The following is a 14,886-nucleotide window of genomic DNA, read 5'->3' as shown; positions in this document are numbered from 1 at the left end:
GCAGCAGTGATCCAGCATGTAAGAACCAGGACGCAAAGGAGACAGCAGCATGACAGCAAAACGATTCAACGCGCGCACCGCGATTGCAGCGGCCGCCCTCGCAATGGCGGCAGCCGCTGCGCCGTTCGCGGCAAGCACGGCGCAAGCCGGCACGCTGACGATGAACATCGCGTTCAAGGGCGCAAGCCAGCGCGCGGTGTGGCAGTCGGTGATCGACGACTTCAGGAAAGCGCATCCCGACATCGATGTGAAGGCGTCGTTCATCGACGAAGAAGCGTACAAGGTGCAGCTGCCCGGCTGGCTCTCGACGGTGCCGCCCGACGTGCTCAACTGGCACAACGGCGAGCGCATGGCGTACTACGCGCGCCGCGGCCTGTTCGAAGACCTGAGCGGCGACTGGAAGAAGAACGGCTGGGACAACATGTATGCGTCGACGAAGGAATCGTCGACCTACAACGGCAAGCAATACGCCGCCCCGACGGTGTACTACTCGTGGGGCCTGTTCTACCGCAAGGATCTGTTCCAGAAGGCGGGCATTGCGTCGGAGCCGAAGACGTGGGATCAGCTGATGGACGCGTGCAAGAAGCTGAAGGCGGCGGGCATCACGCCGTTCGCAGTCGGCGGCCGCGATGCATGGACACTGGCGGGCTGGTTCGATTACCTCGACCTGCGCATCAACGGCAATGCGTTCCATCAGAAGCTGATGGCGGGCGAAGTGCCGTACACCGATCCGCGCGTGAAGAAGGTCTACACGACGTGGAAGCAGCTGCTCGACGACAAGGATTTCATCGACAACTCGCTCTCCTACGATCTGGATGCGGCGCAGCCGTTCCTGTTCCAGGGCAAGGCCGCGATGATGCTGATGGGCACGTTTATCACAGGCGGTTTCCCGGCAAACGTGAAGCCGAACATGAGCTACTTCCAGTTTCCGATCATCGACTCGAATGTGCCGACGGCGGAAGACGGCCCTGTCGAATCGCTGCATATTCCCGCGAAGGCGAAGAACAAGGCGGACGCCCATACGTTCCTCGCGTTCGTCGAAACGCCGGAGCAGGGCGCGAAGCTCGCGACGGGTCTCGGTTCGCTGTCGGCGAACAGCAAGTCGCCAGAGCCGGAAGATCCCATTTCGAAGATCGGCTTCCAGATTCTGTCGAACACGAAGGGCGGCATTGCGCAGTTCTACGATCGCGACATGACGAAGGAAATGGCCGACGAAGGGATGAAGGGCATGCAGCAGTTCGTCGCCGATCCGACGAAGCTCGACGCGATCCTCGCGCAACTCGAGCAGACCCGCAAGCGCATCTACAAGAAGTAAGCTTGTGAAGTAATGCCGCCGGGCCGTTTGTATTGCGGTCCGGCGCAAGAGCACCACTTGGAGAATTGTCGTGTCGCACTCCGTCACACGTCAGGATATCAACGCCACGCCGCCTTCGCAGCCGCAGGCGCCGCCATTGCCCCGCGCAGCGGGCAGCAGGCGCGGGCCGTCGCCCACCGCGCGTCGCCAGCGCAAGGCCGCACTGCTGTTTCTCGCGCCCGCGTGCTTCATGGTTGCCGTCTATGTCGTCTGGCCGATCCTGTCGTCGATCTGGCTGAGCTTCTACAACTGGGACGGCATGACCGACAAGGTCTTCGTCGGTCTCGCGAATTACATCGAGCTGTTCCAGGCGCCGACCTTCTATACCGCGCTCAAGAACAACCTCATCTGGCTCGTGCTGTTCCTGCTCGCGCCGCCGATGGGCCTTGCCGTCGCGCTCTATCTGAATCAGGCGGTGTCGGGCATTCGTGTCGTGAAGTCGCTGTTCTTTGCGCCGTTCGTGTTGTCGGGCGTCGTGGTCGGGCTGATCTTTTCCTGGTTCTACGATCCGACCTTCGGCCTGTTCGCGGTGATACTCGGCCACGGCGTACCTGTGCTCGGCGATGCGCATTACGCGACCTTCGGCATCATCTTCGCCGCGCTGTGGCCGCAAACCGCGTACTGCATGATTCTGTATCTGACGGGTCTGACATCGCTCAACAGCGAACAGCTCGAAGCTGCGCGCATGGAAGGCGCGAAAGGCTGGGCGATGCTGTGGCATGTGGTGCTGCCGCAACTGCGGCCCGTTACGTTCATGGCGATCGTCGTCACGGTGATCGGCGCGCTGCGCAGTTTCGACCTGATTTCGGTGATGACGGGCGGCGGTCCGTTCGAGAGCTCGACCGTGCTCGCGTATTACATGTACGACCAGGCAATCAAGTATTACCGCATCGGCTATTCGGCATCGATTGCCGTCGTGCTGTTCGCGATCATGCTCGTCTACATCGTCTATCACCTGCGCCGCATGCTGCGCAACGAACAGTAAGCAAGGAGCGACTCATGTATCCGATGCCCGTCGCCAAATGGAAGCCCGTCAACCGGCGGCTGTACAAACTCTCGCTGCCCGTCGCGCTGCTGATCTGGCTGCTGCCGATGATCGCCGTGCTCGTCACGTCGGTGCGCTCAACGGAAGAACTGAGCGAAGGCAATTACTGGGGCTGGCCGAAGCACATCGCGCTGATCGACAACTACCGCGAAGCGCTCACGACGTCGCCGATGCTGCATTACTTCTGGAACAGCGTGCTGATTACGGTGCCGTCCGTGATCGGCTCCATTACGCTGGCGGCGATGGCGGGCTTCGCGCTCGCCATCTACAAGTTTCGCGGCAACACGACGCTGTTCGCAACCTTCGTTGCGGGCAACTTCGTGCCGATCCAGATCCTGATGATTCCCGTGCGTGACCTGTCGCTGAGCCTCGGCATCTTCAATACGCTCAGCGCGCTGGTTCTCTTTCACGTGGCGTTTCAGACGGGCTTTTGTGCGCTATTCCTGCGCAACTTCATCAAGCAGCTGCCGTACGAACTTGTGGAGGCGGCGCGCATCGAAGGCGCGGGCGAGTGGACCGTGTTCTTCAGGATCGTGCTGCCGCTGATTCGACCGGCGCTTGCCGCACTTGCCATTCTTGTCTTCACGTTCGTCTGGAACGATTACTTCTGGGCGCTGTGTCTGACGCAGGGTGACGAGGCCGCGCCGATCACGGTCGGTGTCGCGGCGCTCAAGGGGCAATGGACGACAGCGTGGAATCTCGTGTCGGCAGGCTCGATCCTTGCCGCGTTGCCTTCCGTTGCCATGTTCTTCGCCATGCAAAAGCACTTCGTGGCAGGGCTTACGTTCGGCGCCACGAAAGGCTGAGCGTGTTTCGTCGATGTCTCCTGGTAGAAGGTTGCCCGCGTAAGCGGGCTTTTTTATCTTTATGCCCGCGATGCGCGCTATTGGCCCGGTTGCACGGCAGTGCGCACACCCGCGAGCGGCGAGCCATATCCGCCCGATTGCGCGTTGTTCGGCGTGCCGTTGACGAGCTGCGCGCGCGGATCGGTCGGATTCAGATTGAGTTCGCCCGCCTGCTGGTTGCCGTGCGTCGGATATTCGCTGCCGCGCGCCGCGTTGGGCATCAGGCGGGTACTGTTGGCGGGTGCGTTGACGTCGTCATACGTGGAAAGCCCTTGCGCCAGCGTGAGCGCCGCGCTCGTCGACAGCAAGAGGGCAATGGTCACTTGAAGCGTCGCGATGAGGTTGCGCACGATGAACTCCTTGCTCGAAGAAATGACACGCGTGATGAACCGCCACAAGGCGCACGCTGCGAAGACGCTTTCACTATTGGACATCGCTTTCGCGAGTTCAAGGCGTCGCGCTCGCGGATGTGCGCTATGCGCGGATCGCGTCGCGTTTTTGTTGCAGGTTTTCGTTAAACCCGCCCAGCTCTCGGTTTATTCCCCGGCGATTTCACCCACCGTACGCCGCACGGCGTGCAAGATTTCGTTCGCGAGTTGTGGCTGCGCCTTCAGCACCGCACGCGACGCCGAGATCGCGCCGATCAGCGCCGCCGATATCGCCAGCGCCTTCTCGCGGTGGTCGCCCTTCGCCTTGTGCGTGTGCAAGTGCTTTTCGAACACGGCTGCCATCTTCTCGAAGCCGTCGCTGTAACGCGCGCTAATCGCTTCATCCTGACGGCCGATTTCACTTGCCGACGCGGCCAGCGCGCAGCCGTTCGCGATGTCGTCGCGTTTTTCTTCCGACAAATAACTGTCGAGCAACTCACTCAGGCTTGGCAGCCGGCCGTCGTGCGCGGTCACCATCCGCGAGTGGCTGATCTCCAGCCCGTGTGTCAGCGCCTCGGCGGCGAGGGCTTCTTTCGACGGGAAGTGCGCGTACAGCGCGCCATGGGTCAACCCCGCCGCCTTGCCGATTTCGGCCACACCGACGCCATCGATGCCGCGTTCACGGAACAGGCGCGCGGCCGTTTGGACGAGGGCCGCGCGGTTTTGCGCCGCCTTTTCCTTGCTGACTTTCATCGCTGATCCACCTCACCCGACTCGCCCAACAACACGCGATCGCGAAAAAATGCTTGACACGCATTGATTGCGATCACTATCATTAAATTAACATTGCAGTTGCAATTATAAGGCAGCTGTCGGCGGATGTCCGCCTCGAATCCTTAACTTTTGGAGAAGTCATCATGTCATTCGCGAACAAGACGGCGCTCATCACGGGCGGCAACGGAGGGATTGGTTTTGCGGCGGCGCGCCTGCTGATCGCACAGGGCGCACGGGTGGCCATCACGGGCCGCGACCAGAAGAAGCTCGACGAAGCCGCGGCAGAACTCGGCCCGAGCGCATTGCCGATCCGCGCCGACATCAACGACCCCGCCGCCATCGACGCCGTGATGAAAACGATCGCCGACACGTTCGGCAAGCTGGACATCGTGTTCGCGAATGCGGGGGTGAGCGGTGCGACGCCCGTCGGCGAGACGACGGCCGAGAAGTTCGAGGCGATCATGCGCACCAACGTGACGTCCGTGTTCCTGACCGTGCAGGCGGCCGTGCCGCTGATGGGCGAGGGCGGCGCGATCGTGCTGAACGGTTCGGTGATGCGTCAGTTGGGCGCGCCCGGCTCGTCGGCGTATTCGGCATCGAAGGCGGCCATTTCAGGCATGGCGCGCGTGCTCGCATCGGAGCTCGTCACGCGCGGCATCCGTGTGAACACGGTGATCCCGGGCGGCACCCGTACGTCGATCTGGACGCGCGGCGACCGCGAAGGCGCAACGCTCGATGCAACGGAAGCCGCGCTCAGCCCGATGATCCCGATGAACCGTTTCGCCCTCGCCGATGAAGTGGCGCAGGCCGCCGTGTTCCTCGCGTCGGATGCGGCGTCGGGCATGACGGCGGCTGAGATCGTCGTCGACGGCGGCAACACGGGTGCGCCGATGGGTGCGCCGGCGTTCCGCCGATAAGCGTCGGCAAGCGGCACAACGAAAAGGGCGACGCGCCATCGCGCATCGCTCTTCGGTTTTTCCAGCGTCTGGTGTTGCCGGGCGCGAACCGTCAGGCCATCCCGGCGACGATCGCCGCGACGATGGACCCGAGCACCAGCACCGCGCCGATGGTGCGGCGCTTGTTCAGCTGCGTCCACAGCAGCACACCCGTGAGCGACAGCAGGATCATGCCGCCCGCAAACGTATCGATCAGCAGCACCCAGCCGACGCTCAGGCCCACGCCCTTATGCAGATTCGTCAGCGCCGCGAGCAACGTGTTCGAGCTGCGCTTGACGCTCACGTAGTCATTGCCGACCCAGTATTCGGCCTGGGTGTTTTCGTTCGGCGTCGCGAATGAAACCTGCCAGTGTTCCGGCTGCACGGCCGTGCGATCGCCCCACGCGACGGGATGCGACGGCTCTTTCTGCATGCGTCCCGGCTTGCCCTGGACCTTGAGTTCCTGCTTGAGCCACTTCGCCAGATCGCGCGGCGTGTCGGGCGCAGGCTGCGGCAGCTTCACCTGAAGCGATTCGACTTGCGGTTCGCCCGTCGATACGCGCATCGGCCCGCCGCGATGGTTCAGCAGGAAACCGCTGGTGCCCATCAGCAGACCGAGCGCGGCGCCCCACAGGCCGATCCAGCTGTGCACCTTGCGCAGCCAGCGGATGAAGGTGATTCGACGTGAGCCGGAGGGCGGTGCGCCATTGCGGGCGCTCCTGTCCGTACTGTCGGGGCGCGCGGGGCGGTCGACGGCGAGGGTTTCGGGTGTGTTCAAAGGTCGCTCCAGGTTGCACCTGACCTCAACCGTTGTCGACATGGCAGCGCACGCGTCGAGCCGCGAAGGCTTGCGACGCGCGTGATGCTTCGAGACGGAATGACCATCGACGGGGGATGCGATGGCGTTGGCTGGCTGGCCGCGTCGCCTCAATGGCGCGCGCAGTGGGCTGGCTTTGCGATCAGATAAAGCCGTTTATGATTTCACGGCGTCATGAATGCCGCAATCGCCGGACGCGATTTACAACAATGGCAATGTTTCGACAGATTACGTGACGAGCATGCAAGTTCAGCGCACGCCGAGGCGGTAGACCGTCGTGTGGCGATAGCGCGCGCCCGGGCGCAGCACGACGTCTTCGGCATCGGGCATGTTCACCTGATTCGGAAACGCGCCTGTTTCAAGGCACAACGCTGCGTGCTTGCCATACGTCCTGCCGCTGCGCCCGTTGACGTCCGCGAGAAAGTTGCCCGAGTAGAACTGCATGCCTCTCGCGTCCGTGGACACCGTCAGTTCGCGTCCGGTTGCGGGATCGTACAGCGTGGCAGCCGTACGCAGGGCCGCGCCGCTGTCGCGCAGCACGTAGCAATGATCGAAGCCGCCCGCGCGCGCGAGTTGCGCATCGGGCCAGTCGAGGCGTGCGCCGATGGGGGCGCCCGTGCGAAAGTCGAACACGCTTCCCGCCACCTCCCTGCGTTCGATGGGAATCATCGTATCGTCGACCGCGAAGAACGCGTCGGCATCGATCGAAATCACATGGCCGCGAATGTCCGGCGCCTCGGCGAGCGCGTCGCCCGACAGGTTGAAGTACGCGTGATTCGTCAGGCTGACGGGTGTGGGCGCATCGGCTGTCGCGTCGTAGTCGATCGTGAGTGCGCCGTCGTCGTCGAGCGCATAGCGCACGGTAGCCGACACCGCACCCGGAAAGCCCGCGTCGCCTTCAGGCGATTCATGCGACAGCACGAGCGCGCCATCCACTTCGCGCGCCTGCCACAACGCCTTGTGAAAGCCGCTTGCGCCGCCGTGCAGCAGATTGTCGCCGTCGTTGCGGTCGAGCTGATAGGTCACGCCGTCGAGCGTGAAGCGCGCCTGCGCGATACGGTTCGCCCAGCGGCCGATGGTCGAGCCGAAGAACCATCGGCTCGCGAGATAGTCGGCGGGCGTGTCGTGGCCGAGCAGCACATCGGCAACGCGGCCGGCGCGGTCGGGCGCATGCCACGAAACGAGCGTGGCACCCAGGTCGCTAATGGCCGCGCGCATGCCGTGCGCGTTGCGCAGCGTGAACAGCCGGACGTCGCCAAGACCGGGCAACGTGCCCCAGCGTTCGACCTGGACGCTGGGGGAGAGAGAAGTGTCGGTGCTGTGCATGTCGGCGAGATTCATGTCGGTCGCGGATCGAACCAGATTAAGGCATTTGGGCGGAGGGCGCATCGGGTGTGGACGGCGCGGATGGTACGGACTGCGCCGCGTGCAGTCGCTCCTGATACTCGCGCGGCGTGCAATCGAGTTCGCGCCGGAACACGGCATACATGTATTGCAATGAAGTGAAGCCGCAGCGTATCGCGACTTCCGCGCTCGACATGTCCTGCTGCGCGAGCAGTTGCTTCGCGACATCGAGCTTGTGCTTGAGGATTTCCTGATGCACGGTGCAGCCGAGTTCGCGCCGGAAGTAGTCTTCGAGCGACGAACGCGACACGCCCACATAATCGGCGACCTGCTCCGTCTTGATGCCCTGGCACGCGTACTGGCGGATGTAGTGACGCGCGCGCATCACATAGGGGCTCGCGAGCGGCTCGTGTTTCGTCGATTCGCACACGTTGATGCCGACGGGCGGCACGAGGATGCGGCGACCCGCAAAGCGTGCGCCGCCGAGCATCTGATGCAGCAGGTGCGCCGCGGTGCGGCCCATTTCCTCGGTGCCCTGAATCACGGAGGAAAGGGGAATGCGCGTGAGCGAACGCGTCAATGGGTCGTTGTCGATGCCGATGATCGCGACCTGTTCGGGCACGGGAATGCCGCTGATCAGACACGCCTGCAACAGCTGGCGTGCGCGCGCGTCCGTCACCGCGATGATGCCCACGGGCTTCGGCAGGCTTTGCAGCCATTCCGTCAGTTGCACGCTCGCCTGGTGCCAGACGGGTGCGCTCGTCGGCAAGCCGCGATGCACATCGCCTTCGAGTCCGTCCGCTTTCAATAGCGCGTTGAACGCGCGCTCGCGTTCCTGCGCCCAGCGGTTGGTCGGCGATTCGGGCAGGCTATATAGCGCGAAGCGTTGCAGCCCGGCGCCGATCAGATGTTTGTAGGCGAGCGACACGAGCTGCATGTTGTCGGTCGCGATGTACGGCAGATTCGGCGGATAGGCGGCCGCGTCTTCATACGATCCGCCGACAGCCACGACGGGCAGCAGCGAATCGGAGAGTGCTTCGCATACGGCGGGATCGTCGAAATCGGCGATAAAGCCATCGCCTTCGAAGTGCTCGATGCCGTTGAGCCGGGCGCGAAAATCTTCTTCGAGAAACAGATCCCACGCGACGCGCGTCGACAGCAGGTAATTGCCGATACCCGTGATGATCTCGCGGTCGTACACCTTGTTCGCATTGAAGAGCAGTGCGATCCGGTGCGTGCGCTGAGCGCTGTGCTGTCGTGTCATCGATTCTCCGGGCCCGGCGCCTGGACGCCGCGTTGTCTCCGCATGAGGTGCGCGATATCTGCGCGTGCTGCACTGCAATGCACCTGCACCTTTTAAGTGTTCTGCTTATTTTAGGCGTCACTCGCCGTTGCCTGCCAATGGATTTTTACCGGTAACAAGAATCACCAGTCGCGCTGGCGGATTTCGCAATTGCCGCGCAATCGCGCAAGCGTCAGCATGGCGTCACATCACGCACGGTTCGATGCGGGCGCATCGGCCGACACTACAGGAGACGCGCATGTCTTACTTCGAACACTTGCCCGCTGTGCGCTACGAAGGCCCGCAGACGGACAACCCGTTCGCTTATCGCCATTACGACAAGGACAAGCTGGTGCTCGGCAAGCGCATGGAAGACCATCTGCGCGTTGCCGTTTGCTACTGGCACACGTTCGTTTGGCCTGGTGCGGACATGTTCGGTCCCGGCACGTTCGAGCGTCCGTGGCACCACGCCGGCGACGCACTCGAAATGGCGCACGCGAAGGCCGACCATGCGTTCGAGCTGTTCTCGAAACTGGGCACGCCCTTCTATACGTTCCATGATCTCGACGTCGCGCCCGAAGGCGACAGCATCAAGAGCTACGTGAACAACTTCAAGGCAATGACGGACGTGCTCGCGCGCAAGCAGGAGCAGACGGGCATCAAGCTGCTGTGGGGCACGGCGAACCTGTTCTCGCATCCGCGCTATGCGGCGGGCGCAGCGACCAATCCGAATCCCGACGTATTCGCGTTTGCCGCGACGCAGGTCCTCAACGCGCTCGAAGCGACACAACGTCTGGGCGGAGCGAACTACGTGCTGTGGGGCGGACGCGAAGGCTACGAGACGTTGCTCAATACGGATCTCAAGCGCGAGCGCGAGCAGCTTGGCCGTTTCATGAGCATGGTCGTCGAGCACAAGCACAAGACGGGCTTCAAGGGTGCGCTGCTGATCGAGCCGAAGCCGCAGGAACCGACCAAGCATCAGTACGACTACGACGTCGCGACGGTGCATGGCTTTCTCACGCAGTTCGGTCTGCAGGACGAAATCCGCGTGAACATCGAGGCGAATCATGCAACGCTCGCCGGTCATTCGTTTCACCACGAAATCGCCAATGCGTTTGCGCTCGGCATCTTCGGCAGCGTCGATGCAAATCGCGGCGATGCGCAAAACGGCTGGGACACGGACCAGTTCCCAAATAGTGTCGAAGAACTGACGCTCGCGTTCTACGAGATTCTGCGCAACGGCGGCTTCACGACGGGCGGCATGAACTTCGATGCGAAGGTCCGGCGCCAGAGCATCGATCCCGAAGACATCGTGCATGGTCATATCGGTGCGATCGACGTGCTGGCGGTTGCATTGGAACGCGCCGCGCATCTGATCGAGCACGACCGTCTGGCTGCGTTCAAGCAGCAGCGCTATGCGGGTTGGGACAGCGACTTCGGACGCAAGATACTGGCAGGCGGCTATTCGCTCGAGTCGCTGGCAAGCGACGCCGTGCAGCGAAACATCGCGCCTCGTCATGTGAGCGGACAGCAGGAGCGTCTGGAGAACATCGTCAATCAGGCGATCTTCTCATCCGCGAAATAGCGCATTCAGGCAGCACGAAAAATCGTTAGCAGCGCCGGTAGATTTCGCAATTGCTCGGCCGGCGCACACGGCACACGCTGTCGTGCACCCCGAAATGAGGCAGCTTTCAACAATTGACGCTTGCGGACAGGTATTCGCAGCGCATCCTGAGGTTAAGACGGCGGTTCGATTTCTCGCATTCGAAACTGCACGCAATCCTAAATGGAGTGAGACATGAAATCTGCAATGCGTCGTTCCGTATTGAGTTCCCTTGTTTGCGCCGCGATGGCCGCCGGCCTGACGATGATCGCGCCGCTCGCGCATGCGAGCAAGGACAAGCCCGAGATCGGCTTCTGCATCGACGATCTGCGCGTCGAGCGCTGGTCGCGCGATCGCGACTATTTCGTTGCGGCAGCGACGAAGCTGGGCGCGAAAGTCTCCGTGCAATCGGCAGATGCCAGCGAAGCGCGGCAAATTTCGCAGATCGAAAATCTGATTTCGCGCGGCGTCGATGTGATCGTGATCGTGCCGTTCAATTCGAAGACGCTCGGCAATGTCGTCGCCGAAGCGCACAAGGCGGGCATCAAGGTGGTGTCGTATGACCGCCTGATTCTCGATGCCGACGTCGACGCCTATATCTCGTTCGACAACGAGAAGGTCGGCGAACTGCAGGCGCAGGGCGTCTATAACGCACAGCCGAAAGGCAACTACTTCCTGCTCGGCGGCGCGCCGACCGATAACAACGCGAAGATGCTGCGTGAAGGGCAGATGAAAGTGCTGAAGCCCGCGATCGATCGCGGCGACGTGAAGATCGTCGGTCAGCAGTGGGTGCCGGAGTGGAGCGCGGCGACGGCGCTGCGCATCACGGAAGATGCGCTGACTGCGAACAACAACAAGATCGACGCGATCGTCGCGTCGAACGACGGCACGGCAGGCGGCGCGATTCAGGCGCTGGCCGCACAGAAGATGGCGGGCAAGGTGCCCGTGTCCGGCCAGGATGCGGACCTTGCTGCCGTCAAGCGTGTTATTGCGGGCACGCAGACGATGACTGTCTACAAGCCGCTGAAGCTGATCGCAGGCGAAGCGGCCAAGCTGGCCGTCGATCTCGCGAAGGGCGACAAGCCCGCGTACAACGCGAAGTACGACAACGGCAAGAAGCAGGTCGATACCGTCCTGCTGCAACCGACGCTGCTCACCAAGAGCAATGTCGACGTCGTGATCAAGGACGGCTTCTACACGCAGGCGCAACTGGCTGGCAACTGATAGCGGGCACGGGCGCTTCCTCGTCTTCGTGACGGGAAGCGCCCGCGCATCTTTCATCCATCCAGGACATTACGCATGGCACAAGCGCTTCTGGAGCTGCGCGGCATCGCCAAATCGTTTGCCGGTGTGAAGGCGCTCGACGGCATCGATCTCGTCGTCGCCCCCGGCGAATGCGTCGGACTTTGCGGCGAAAACGGCGCGGGCAAATCGACGCTGATGAAGATCGTCTCCGGCGTCTATCCGCACGGCGACTGGTCGGGCGAGATCCTTTGGGAAGGCAAGCCGCTCGTCGCGCAGAATATCCGCGATACCGAACGCGCGGGCATCGTCATCATTCACCAGGAACTGATGCTCGTGCCGCAACTGTCGGTGGCCGAGAACATTTTCCTCGGCAACGAAATCACTCTGCCCGGCGGCCGCATGAATTACGCGGCGATGTATCAGCGCGCCGACGAACTGCTGCGCGAGCTCAACATCACGGGCATCAACGTCGCGCAGCCGGTGATGAATTATGGCGGCGGTCATCAGCAACTGATCGAAATCGCCAAGGCGCTGAACAAGCAGGCCAAGCTGCTGATACTCGACGAGCCCTCGTCATCGCTCACTGCGGCGGAAACCAGAATCCTGCTCGATATCGTGCGCGATCTGAAGAACCGCGGCGTCGCATGCGTGTACATTTCGCACAAGCTCGACGAAGTCGAAGCCGTGTGCGACACGATCACGGTGATACGCGACGGCAAGCACGTCGGCACGCAGCCGATGAAGCAGCTCACCACCGATCGCATCATCGCGATGATGGTCGGGCGCGAGATCGCGAATCTCTTTCCGCGCGAGCCGCATGACATCGGCGATGTGATCTTCGAGGCACGCAAGGTCACCTGCTACGACGTGACCAACACGAACCGCAAGCGGGTCGATAACGTGTCGTTCGCATTGCGCAAGGGCGAAATACTCGGCGTGGCGGGGCTGGTCGGCGCGGGGCGCACCGAGCTGATGCAGGCGATCTTCGGCGCCTATCCGGGTATGAGCGAAGCCGAAGTGTGGATGGACGGCAAGCGCCTGAAGATCCGTACTCCCGCCGATGCGATTGCGTCCGGCATCGCGATGGTGCCCGAAGACCGCAAGCGTCACGGCATCGTGCCGCAACTCGGCGTGGGCCACAACATCACGCTTGCGGTGCTGCAACGCTTCGCAAAGGGCGGTCGCATCGATACTGCGTCCGAGCTCGATACGATCAATTCGGAGATGAAGCGCCTGTCGGTGCGCGCGGCGTCGCCGATGCTGTCGATCGCGAGTCTGTCGGGCGGCAACCAGCAGAAGGCGGTGCTTACGCGCATGCTGCTGACCCATCCCTCCGTGCTGATACTCGACGAGCCGACACGCGGCGTCGATGTCGGCGCGAAATACGAAATCTACAAGCTGATGTTCGCGCTCGCGAAGCGCGGCGTGTCAATCATCATGGTGTCGTCGGAATTGCCGGAAGTGCTCGGCGTGAGCGATCGCGTGCTCGTGATCGGCGAAGGCGAACTGCGCGGCGATTTCGTCAACGACGGACTCACGCAGGAACACATTCTCACGGCTGCCATCGCGACGAACGCGAAAGGCGCGAACATCCAAGGCAATGGCCCCACTCAACTGGCGAGCGTCGCATGACTCCTGATCTCACCTCTTCCGATAGCCACGCAAAACAGGGCGCTGCGCTTGCATCGGGGCAACGCATCAAGCTGCTGTTCGCACGTTACAAGCTGCTCGCGTTGCTGCTGGCCGTCACCGTCATCTGGGCGTTCTTCTCGTTCCTCACGGAAGGCGCATTCGTCACGCCGCGCAATCTGTCGAACCTGCTGCGGCAGATGTCGATTACGGGGATGCTCGCGTGCGGGATGGTGTTCATCATCATCGCGGGCGAGATCGATCTGTCCGTCGGTTCGCTGCTCGGTCTGCTCGGCGGCGTCGCGGCGATACTCGACGTCACGTATCACTGGCCGCTCGCGGCGACGCTGCCCGCCGTGATGCTGCTCGGCGTGGTCGTCGGCTTGTTCAACGGCTGGTGGTCGACGTATCGGCGCGTGCCGTCGTTCATCGTCGGGCTGGGCGGCATGCTCGCGTATCGCGGCGTGCTGCTCGGCGTCACGGGGGGATCGACGATCGCGCCCGTGTCCGACAATTTCGTTTTCATCGGCCAGGGCTACCTGCCGCGCGTGGCGGGCGATGCACTCGCCGTCGTTCTGTTCGTCCTGCTCGCGGCACTGACCGTGCGGCAGCGGCAAAAGCGTCAGCACTACAAGCTGAGCGTCGTACCGCTGTGGCAGGACGTGGTGAAGATTGTCGCGGCGGGGCTGATCCTGTTCGCGTTCGTCGCGACGCTCAACCGTTACGGCGGCATCCCCGTGCCCGTGCTGCTGCTGCTTGCGCTGCTCGGCATCTTCACATACATCGCGACGCAGACGGTGTTCGGCCGCCGCATCTATGCCGTTGGCTCGAATCTCGAAGCGACGCGTTTGTCCGGCGTCAATACGAACCGCGTGAAGCTCGCGATCTTCGCGCTGATGGGACTGATGTGCGCATTCGGCGGCCTCATCAATACGGCGCGGCTCGCAGCGGGCTCGCCGTCGGCGGGATCGATGGGCGAACTCGATGCGATCGCAGCGTGTTTCATCGGCGGCACATCGATGCGCGGCGGCTCAGGTACCGTCTACGGCGCGCTGATCGGCGCGCTCGTGATGGCGAGCCTCGACAACGGCATGTCGATGCTCGATGTCGACTCGTACTGGCAGATGATCGTGAAGGGCGGCATCCTCGTGCTGGCCGTATGGATCGACGTGATCTCGGGGTCCGACCGGCGCTAGCGCTGCGCGCACGGCGCTGGTGCGCTGCACCACGGCACAGCATCCGCGCGCTTCGTTGAGGCGCGCGCAAGCGCCCTGAAAAGGGCGCTTTTCATTGGCGGACTGCGGCGGCGAAAGGACTCGCGCAAAAAATTCGATGCGTCGCGCAGGTCACGCCCAGCAAGCGATTGCGCGGTTGACGGGCGCGCCTTCAGCCGCCTTGCTACACCCATCCGGCGGCCCGAAAGTGGCCGATGGCATACCTATTGCGTTGCTACGCCGCGAGGCCAACGGCGGCTTCGACGTATCGACGAATTTTCGGGCACGCTCGTGACGCGAGCGGACCCTGGGGCAACGGCGTCCCGAAGTGCAACGTGCGAAGAGCGTTCGATCCATGCGATCGGGCGACGCACATGCGCTTCGGGACGTTTTTTTTTGCTTAACCGAAACACGCGCATCGACGCGAGCGG

At 62.7% G+C, this 14,886-nt stretch carries 13 protein-coding genes; 8 read left to right on the top strand and 5 right to left on the bottom strand.

The annotated features are described in order from the left end of the window. Window positions 1-49: 49 nt before the first annotated feature. From BPHY_RS11945 to BPHY_RS11935, 3 genes are all read left to right on the top strand, one after another. Complete coding sequence (locus tag BPHY_RS11945; protein WP_012401731.1) at window positions 50-1,315, top strand: ABC transporter substrate-binding protein; 1,266 nt, start codon at window positions 50-52, stop codon at window positions 1,313-1,315. Between the two features lie 70 nt (window positions 1,316-1,385). Then, complete coding sequence (locus BPHY_RS11940; protein ID WP_012401730.1) at window positions 1,386-2,339, top strand: carbohydrate ABC transporter permease; 954 nt, start codon at window positions 1,386-1,388, stop codon at window positions 2,337-2,339. A gap of 14 nt (window positions 2,340-2,353) precedes the next feature. Then, the gene (locus BPHY_RS11935) at window positions 2,354-3,205 is read left to right on the top strand and encodes a carbohydrate ABC transporter permease (protein WP_012401729.1); all 852 of its coding nucleotides are present in this window, start codon (window positions 2,354-2,356) and stop codon (window positions 3,203-3,205) included. A gap of 77 nt (window positions 3,206-3,282) precedes the next feature. On the opposite strand, the gene BPHY_RS11930 is transcribed toward BPHY_RS11935, so the two are convergent. Together BPHY_RS11930 and BPHY_RS11925 are read right to left on the bottom strand one after the other, a co-directional pair. After that, window positions 3,283-3,552, bottom strand: a complete 270-nt coding sequence (locus tag BPHY_RS11930) for a hypothetical protein (protein WP_244257569.1) — start codon at window positions 3,550-3,552, stop codon at window positions 3,283-3,285. A gap of 228 nt (window positions 3,553-3,780) precedes the next feature. Continuing rightward, window positions 3,781-4,365, bottom strand: coding sequence for a TetR/AcrR family transcriptional regulator (locus tag BPHY_RS11925; RefSeq protein ID WP_012401727.1), 585 nt, complete (start codon window positions 4,363-4,365; stop codon window positions 3,781-3,783). Between the two features lie 164 nt (window positions 4,366-4,529). Between BPHY_RS11925 and BPHY_RS11920 the strand changes: the two genes are divergently transcribed. Next, window positions 4,530-5,303, top strand: coding sequence for an SDR family oxidoreductase (locus BPHY_RS11920; RefSeq protein WP_012401726.1), 774 nt, complete (start codon window positions 4,530-4,532; stop codon window positions 5,301-5,303). Window positions 5,304-5,394: 91 nt separating this feature from the next. Here BPHY_RS11920 and BPHY_RS11915 read toward each other — a convergent pair whose 3' ends face one another. The 3 genes from BPHY_RS11915 to BPHY_RS11905 form a co-directional block, all read right to left on the bottom strand. Beyond that, a complete protein-coding gene (locus BPHY_RS11915; protein ID WP_041763577.1) occupies window positions 5,395-6,099 on the bottom strand; it encodes a PepSY-associated TM helix domain-containing protein in 705 nt (234 codons plus the stop codon). 288 nt (window positions 6,100-6,387) lie between these two features. Continuing rightward, window positions 6,388-7,479: an aldose epimerase family protein gene (locus BPHY_RS11910; RefSeq protein ID WP_012401724.1), complete on the bottom strand. Its 1,092-nt coding sequence runs from the start codon at window positions 7,477-7,479 to the stop codon at window positions 6,388-6,390. Window positions 7,480-7,501: 22 nt separating this feature from the next. Beyond that, window positions 7,502-8,746: a XylR family transcriptional regulator gene (locus BPHY_RS11905; RefSeq protein WP_012401723.1), complete on the bottom strand. Its 1,245-nt coding sequence runs from the start codon at window positions 8,744-8,746 to the stop codon at window positions 7,502-7,504. 277 nt (window positions 8,747-9,023) lie between these two features. Here BPHY_RS11905 and xylA point away from each other — a divergent pair, with 277 nt between their 5' ends. The 4 genes from xylA (at window position 9,024) to BPHY_RS11885 (ending at window position 14,437) form a co-directional block, all read left to right on the top strand. Next, window positions 9,024-10,349: a xylose isomerase gene (gene xylA, locus BPHY_RS11900; RefSeq protein WP_012401722.1), complete on the top strand. Its 1,326-nt coding sequence runs from the start codon at window positions 9,024-9,026 to the stop codon at window positions 10,347-10,349. Between the two features lie 213 nt (window positions 10,350-10,562). Continuing rightward, entirely contained in the window at window positions 10,563-11,591 is a 1,029-nt protein-coding gene (gene xylF / locus BPHY_RS11895; RefSeq protein ID WP_012401721.1) for a D-xylose ABC transporter substrate-binding protein, read from the top strand. A gap of 75 nt (window positions 11,592-11,666) precedes the next feature. Then, the gene (gene xylG, locus BPHY_RS11890) at window positions 11,667-13,244 is read left to right on the top strand and encodes a D-xylose ABC transporter ATP-binding protein (RefSeq protein WP_012401720.1); all 1,578 of its coding nucleotides are present in this window, start codon (window positions 11,667-11,669) and stop codon (window positions 13,242-13,244) included. Next, window positions 13,241-14,437, top strand: a complete 1,197-nt coding sequence (locus BPHY_RS11885; protein WP_012401719.1) for a sugar ABC transporter permease — start codon at window positions 13,241-13,243, stop codon at window positions 14,435-14,437. The genes xylG and BPHY_RS11885 overlap by 4 nt, the downstream gene beginning before the upstream one ends. Window positions 14,438-14,886 lie beyond the last annotated feature (449 nt).

It is taken from the genome of Paraburkholderia phymatum STM815 (assembly GCF_000020045.1).
GTDB classification, from domain to species: Bacteria; Pseudomonadota; Gammaproteobacteria; order Burkholderiales; family Burkholderiaceae; genus Paraburkholderia; species Paraburkholderia phymatum.
The sequence above is the reverse complement of the archived record's forward strand: the minus strand, read 5'-3'. Positions and strand labels throughout refer to the sequence as shown.

Bases quoted from the DNA above. Each gene is read 5' to 3' on its own strand.
- BPHY_RS11945 (WP_012401731.1), top strand. From the start codon at position 50: ATGACAGCAAAACGATTCAACGCGCGCACCGCGATTGCAGCGGCCGCC.
- BPHY_RS11935 (WP_012401729.1), top strand. From the start codon at position 2,354: ATGTATCCGATGCCCGTCGCCAAATGGAAGCCCGTCAACCGGCGGCTG.
- BPHY_RS11925 (WP_012401727.1), bottom strand. From the start codon at position 4,365: ATGAAAGTCAGCAAGGAAAAGGCGGCGCAAAACCGCGCGGCCCTCGTC.
- BPHY_RS11920 (WP_012401726.1), top strand. From the start codon at position 4,530: ATGTCATTCGCGAACAAGACGGCGCTCATCACGGGCGGCAACGGAGGG.
- BPHY_RS11910 (WP_012401724.1), bottom strand. From the start codon at position 7,479: ATGAATCTCGCCGACATGCACAGCACCGACACTTCTCTCTCCCCCAGC.
- BPHY_RS11905 (WP_012401723.1), bottom strand. From the start codon at position 8,746: ATGACACGACAGCACAGCGCTCAGCGCACGCACCGGATCGCACTGCTC.
- xylA (WP_012401722.1), top strand. From the start codon at position 9,024: ATGTCTTACTTCGAACACTTGCCCGCTGTGCGCTACGAAGGCCCGCAG.
- xylF (WP_012401721.1), top strand. From the start codon at position 10,563: ATGAAATCTGCAATGCGTCGTTCCGTATTGAGTTCCCTTGTTTGCGCC.
- xylG (WP_012401720.1), top strand. From the start codon at position 11,667: ATGGCACAAGCGCTTCTGGAGCTGCGCGGCATCGCCAAATCGTTTGCC.
- BPHY_RS11885 (WP_012401719.1), top strand. From the start codon at position 13,241: ATGACTCCTGATCTCACCTCTTCCGATAGCCACGCAAAACAGGGCGCT.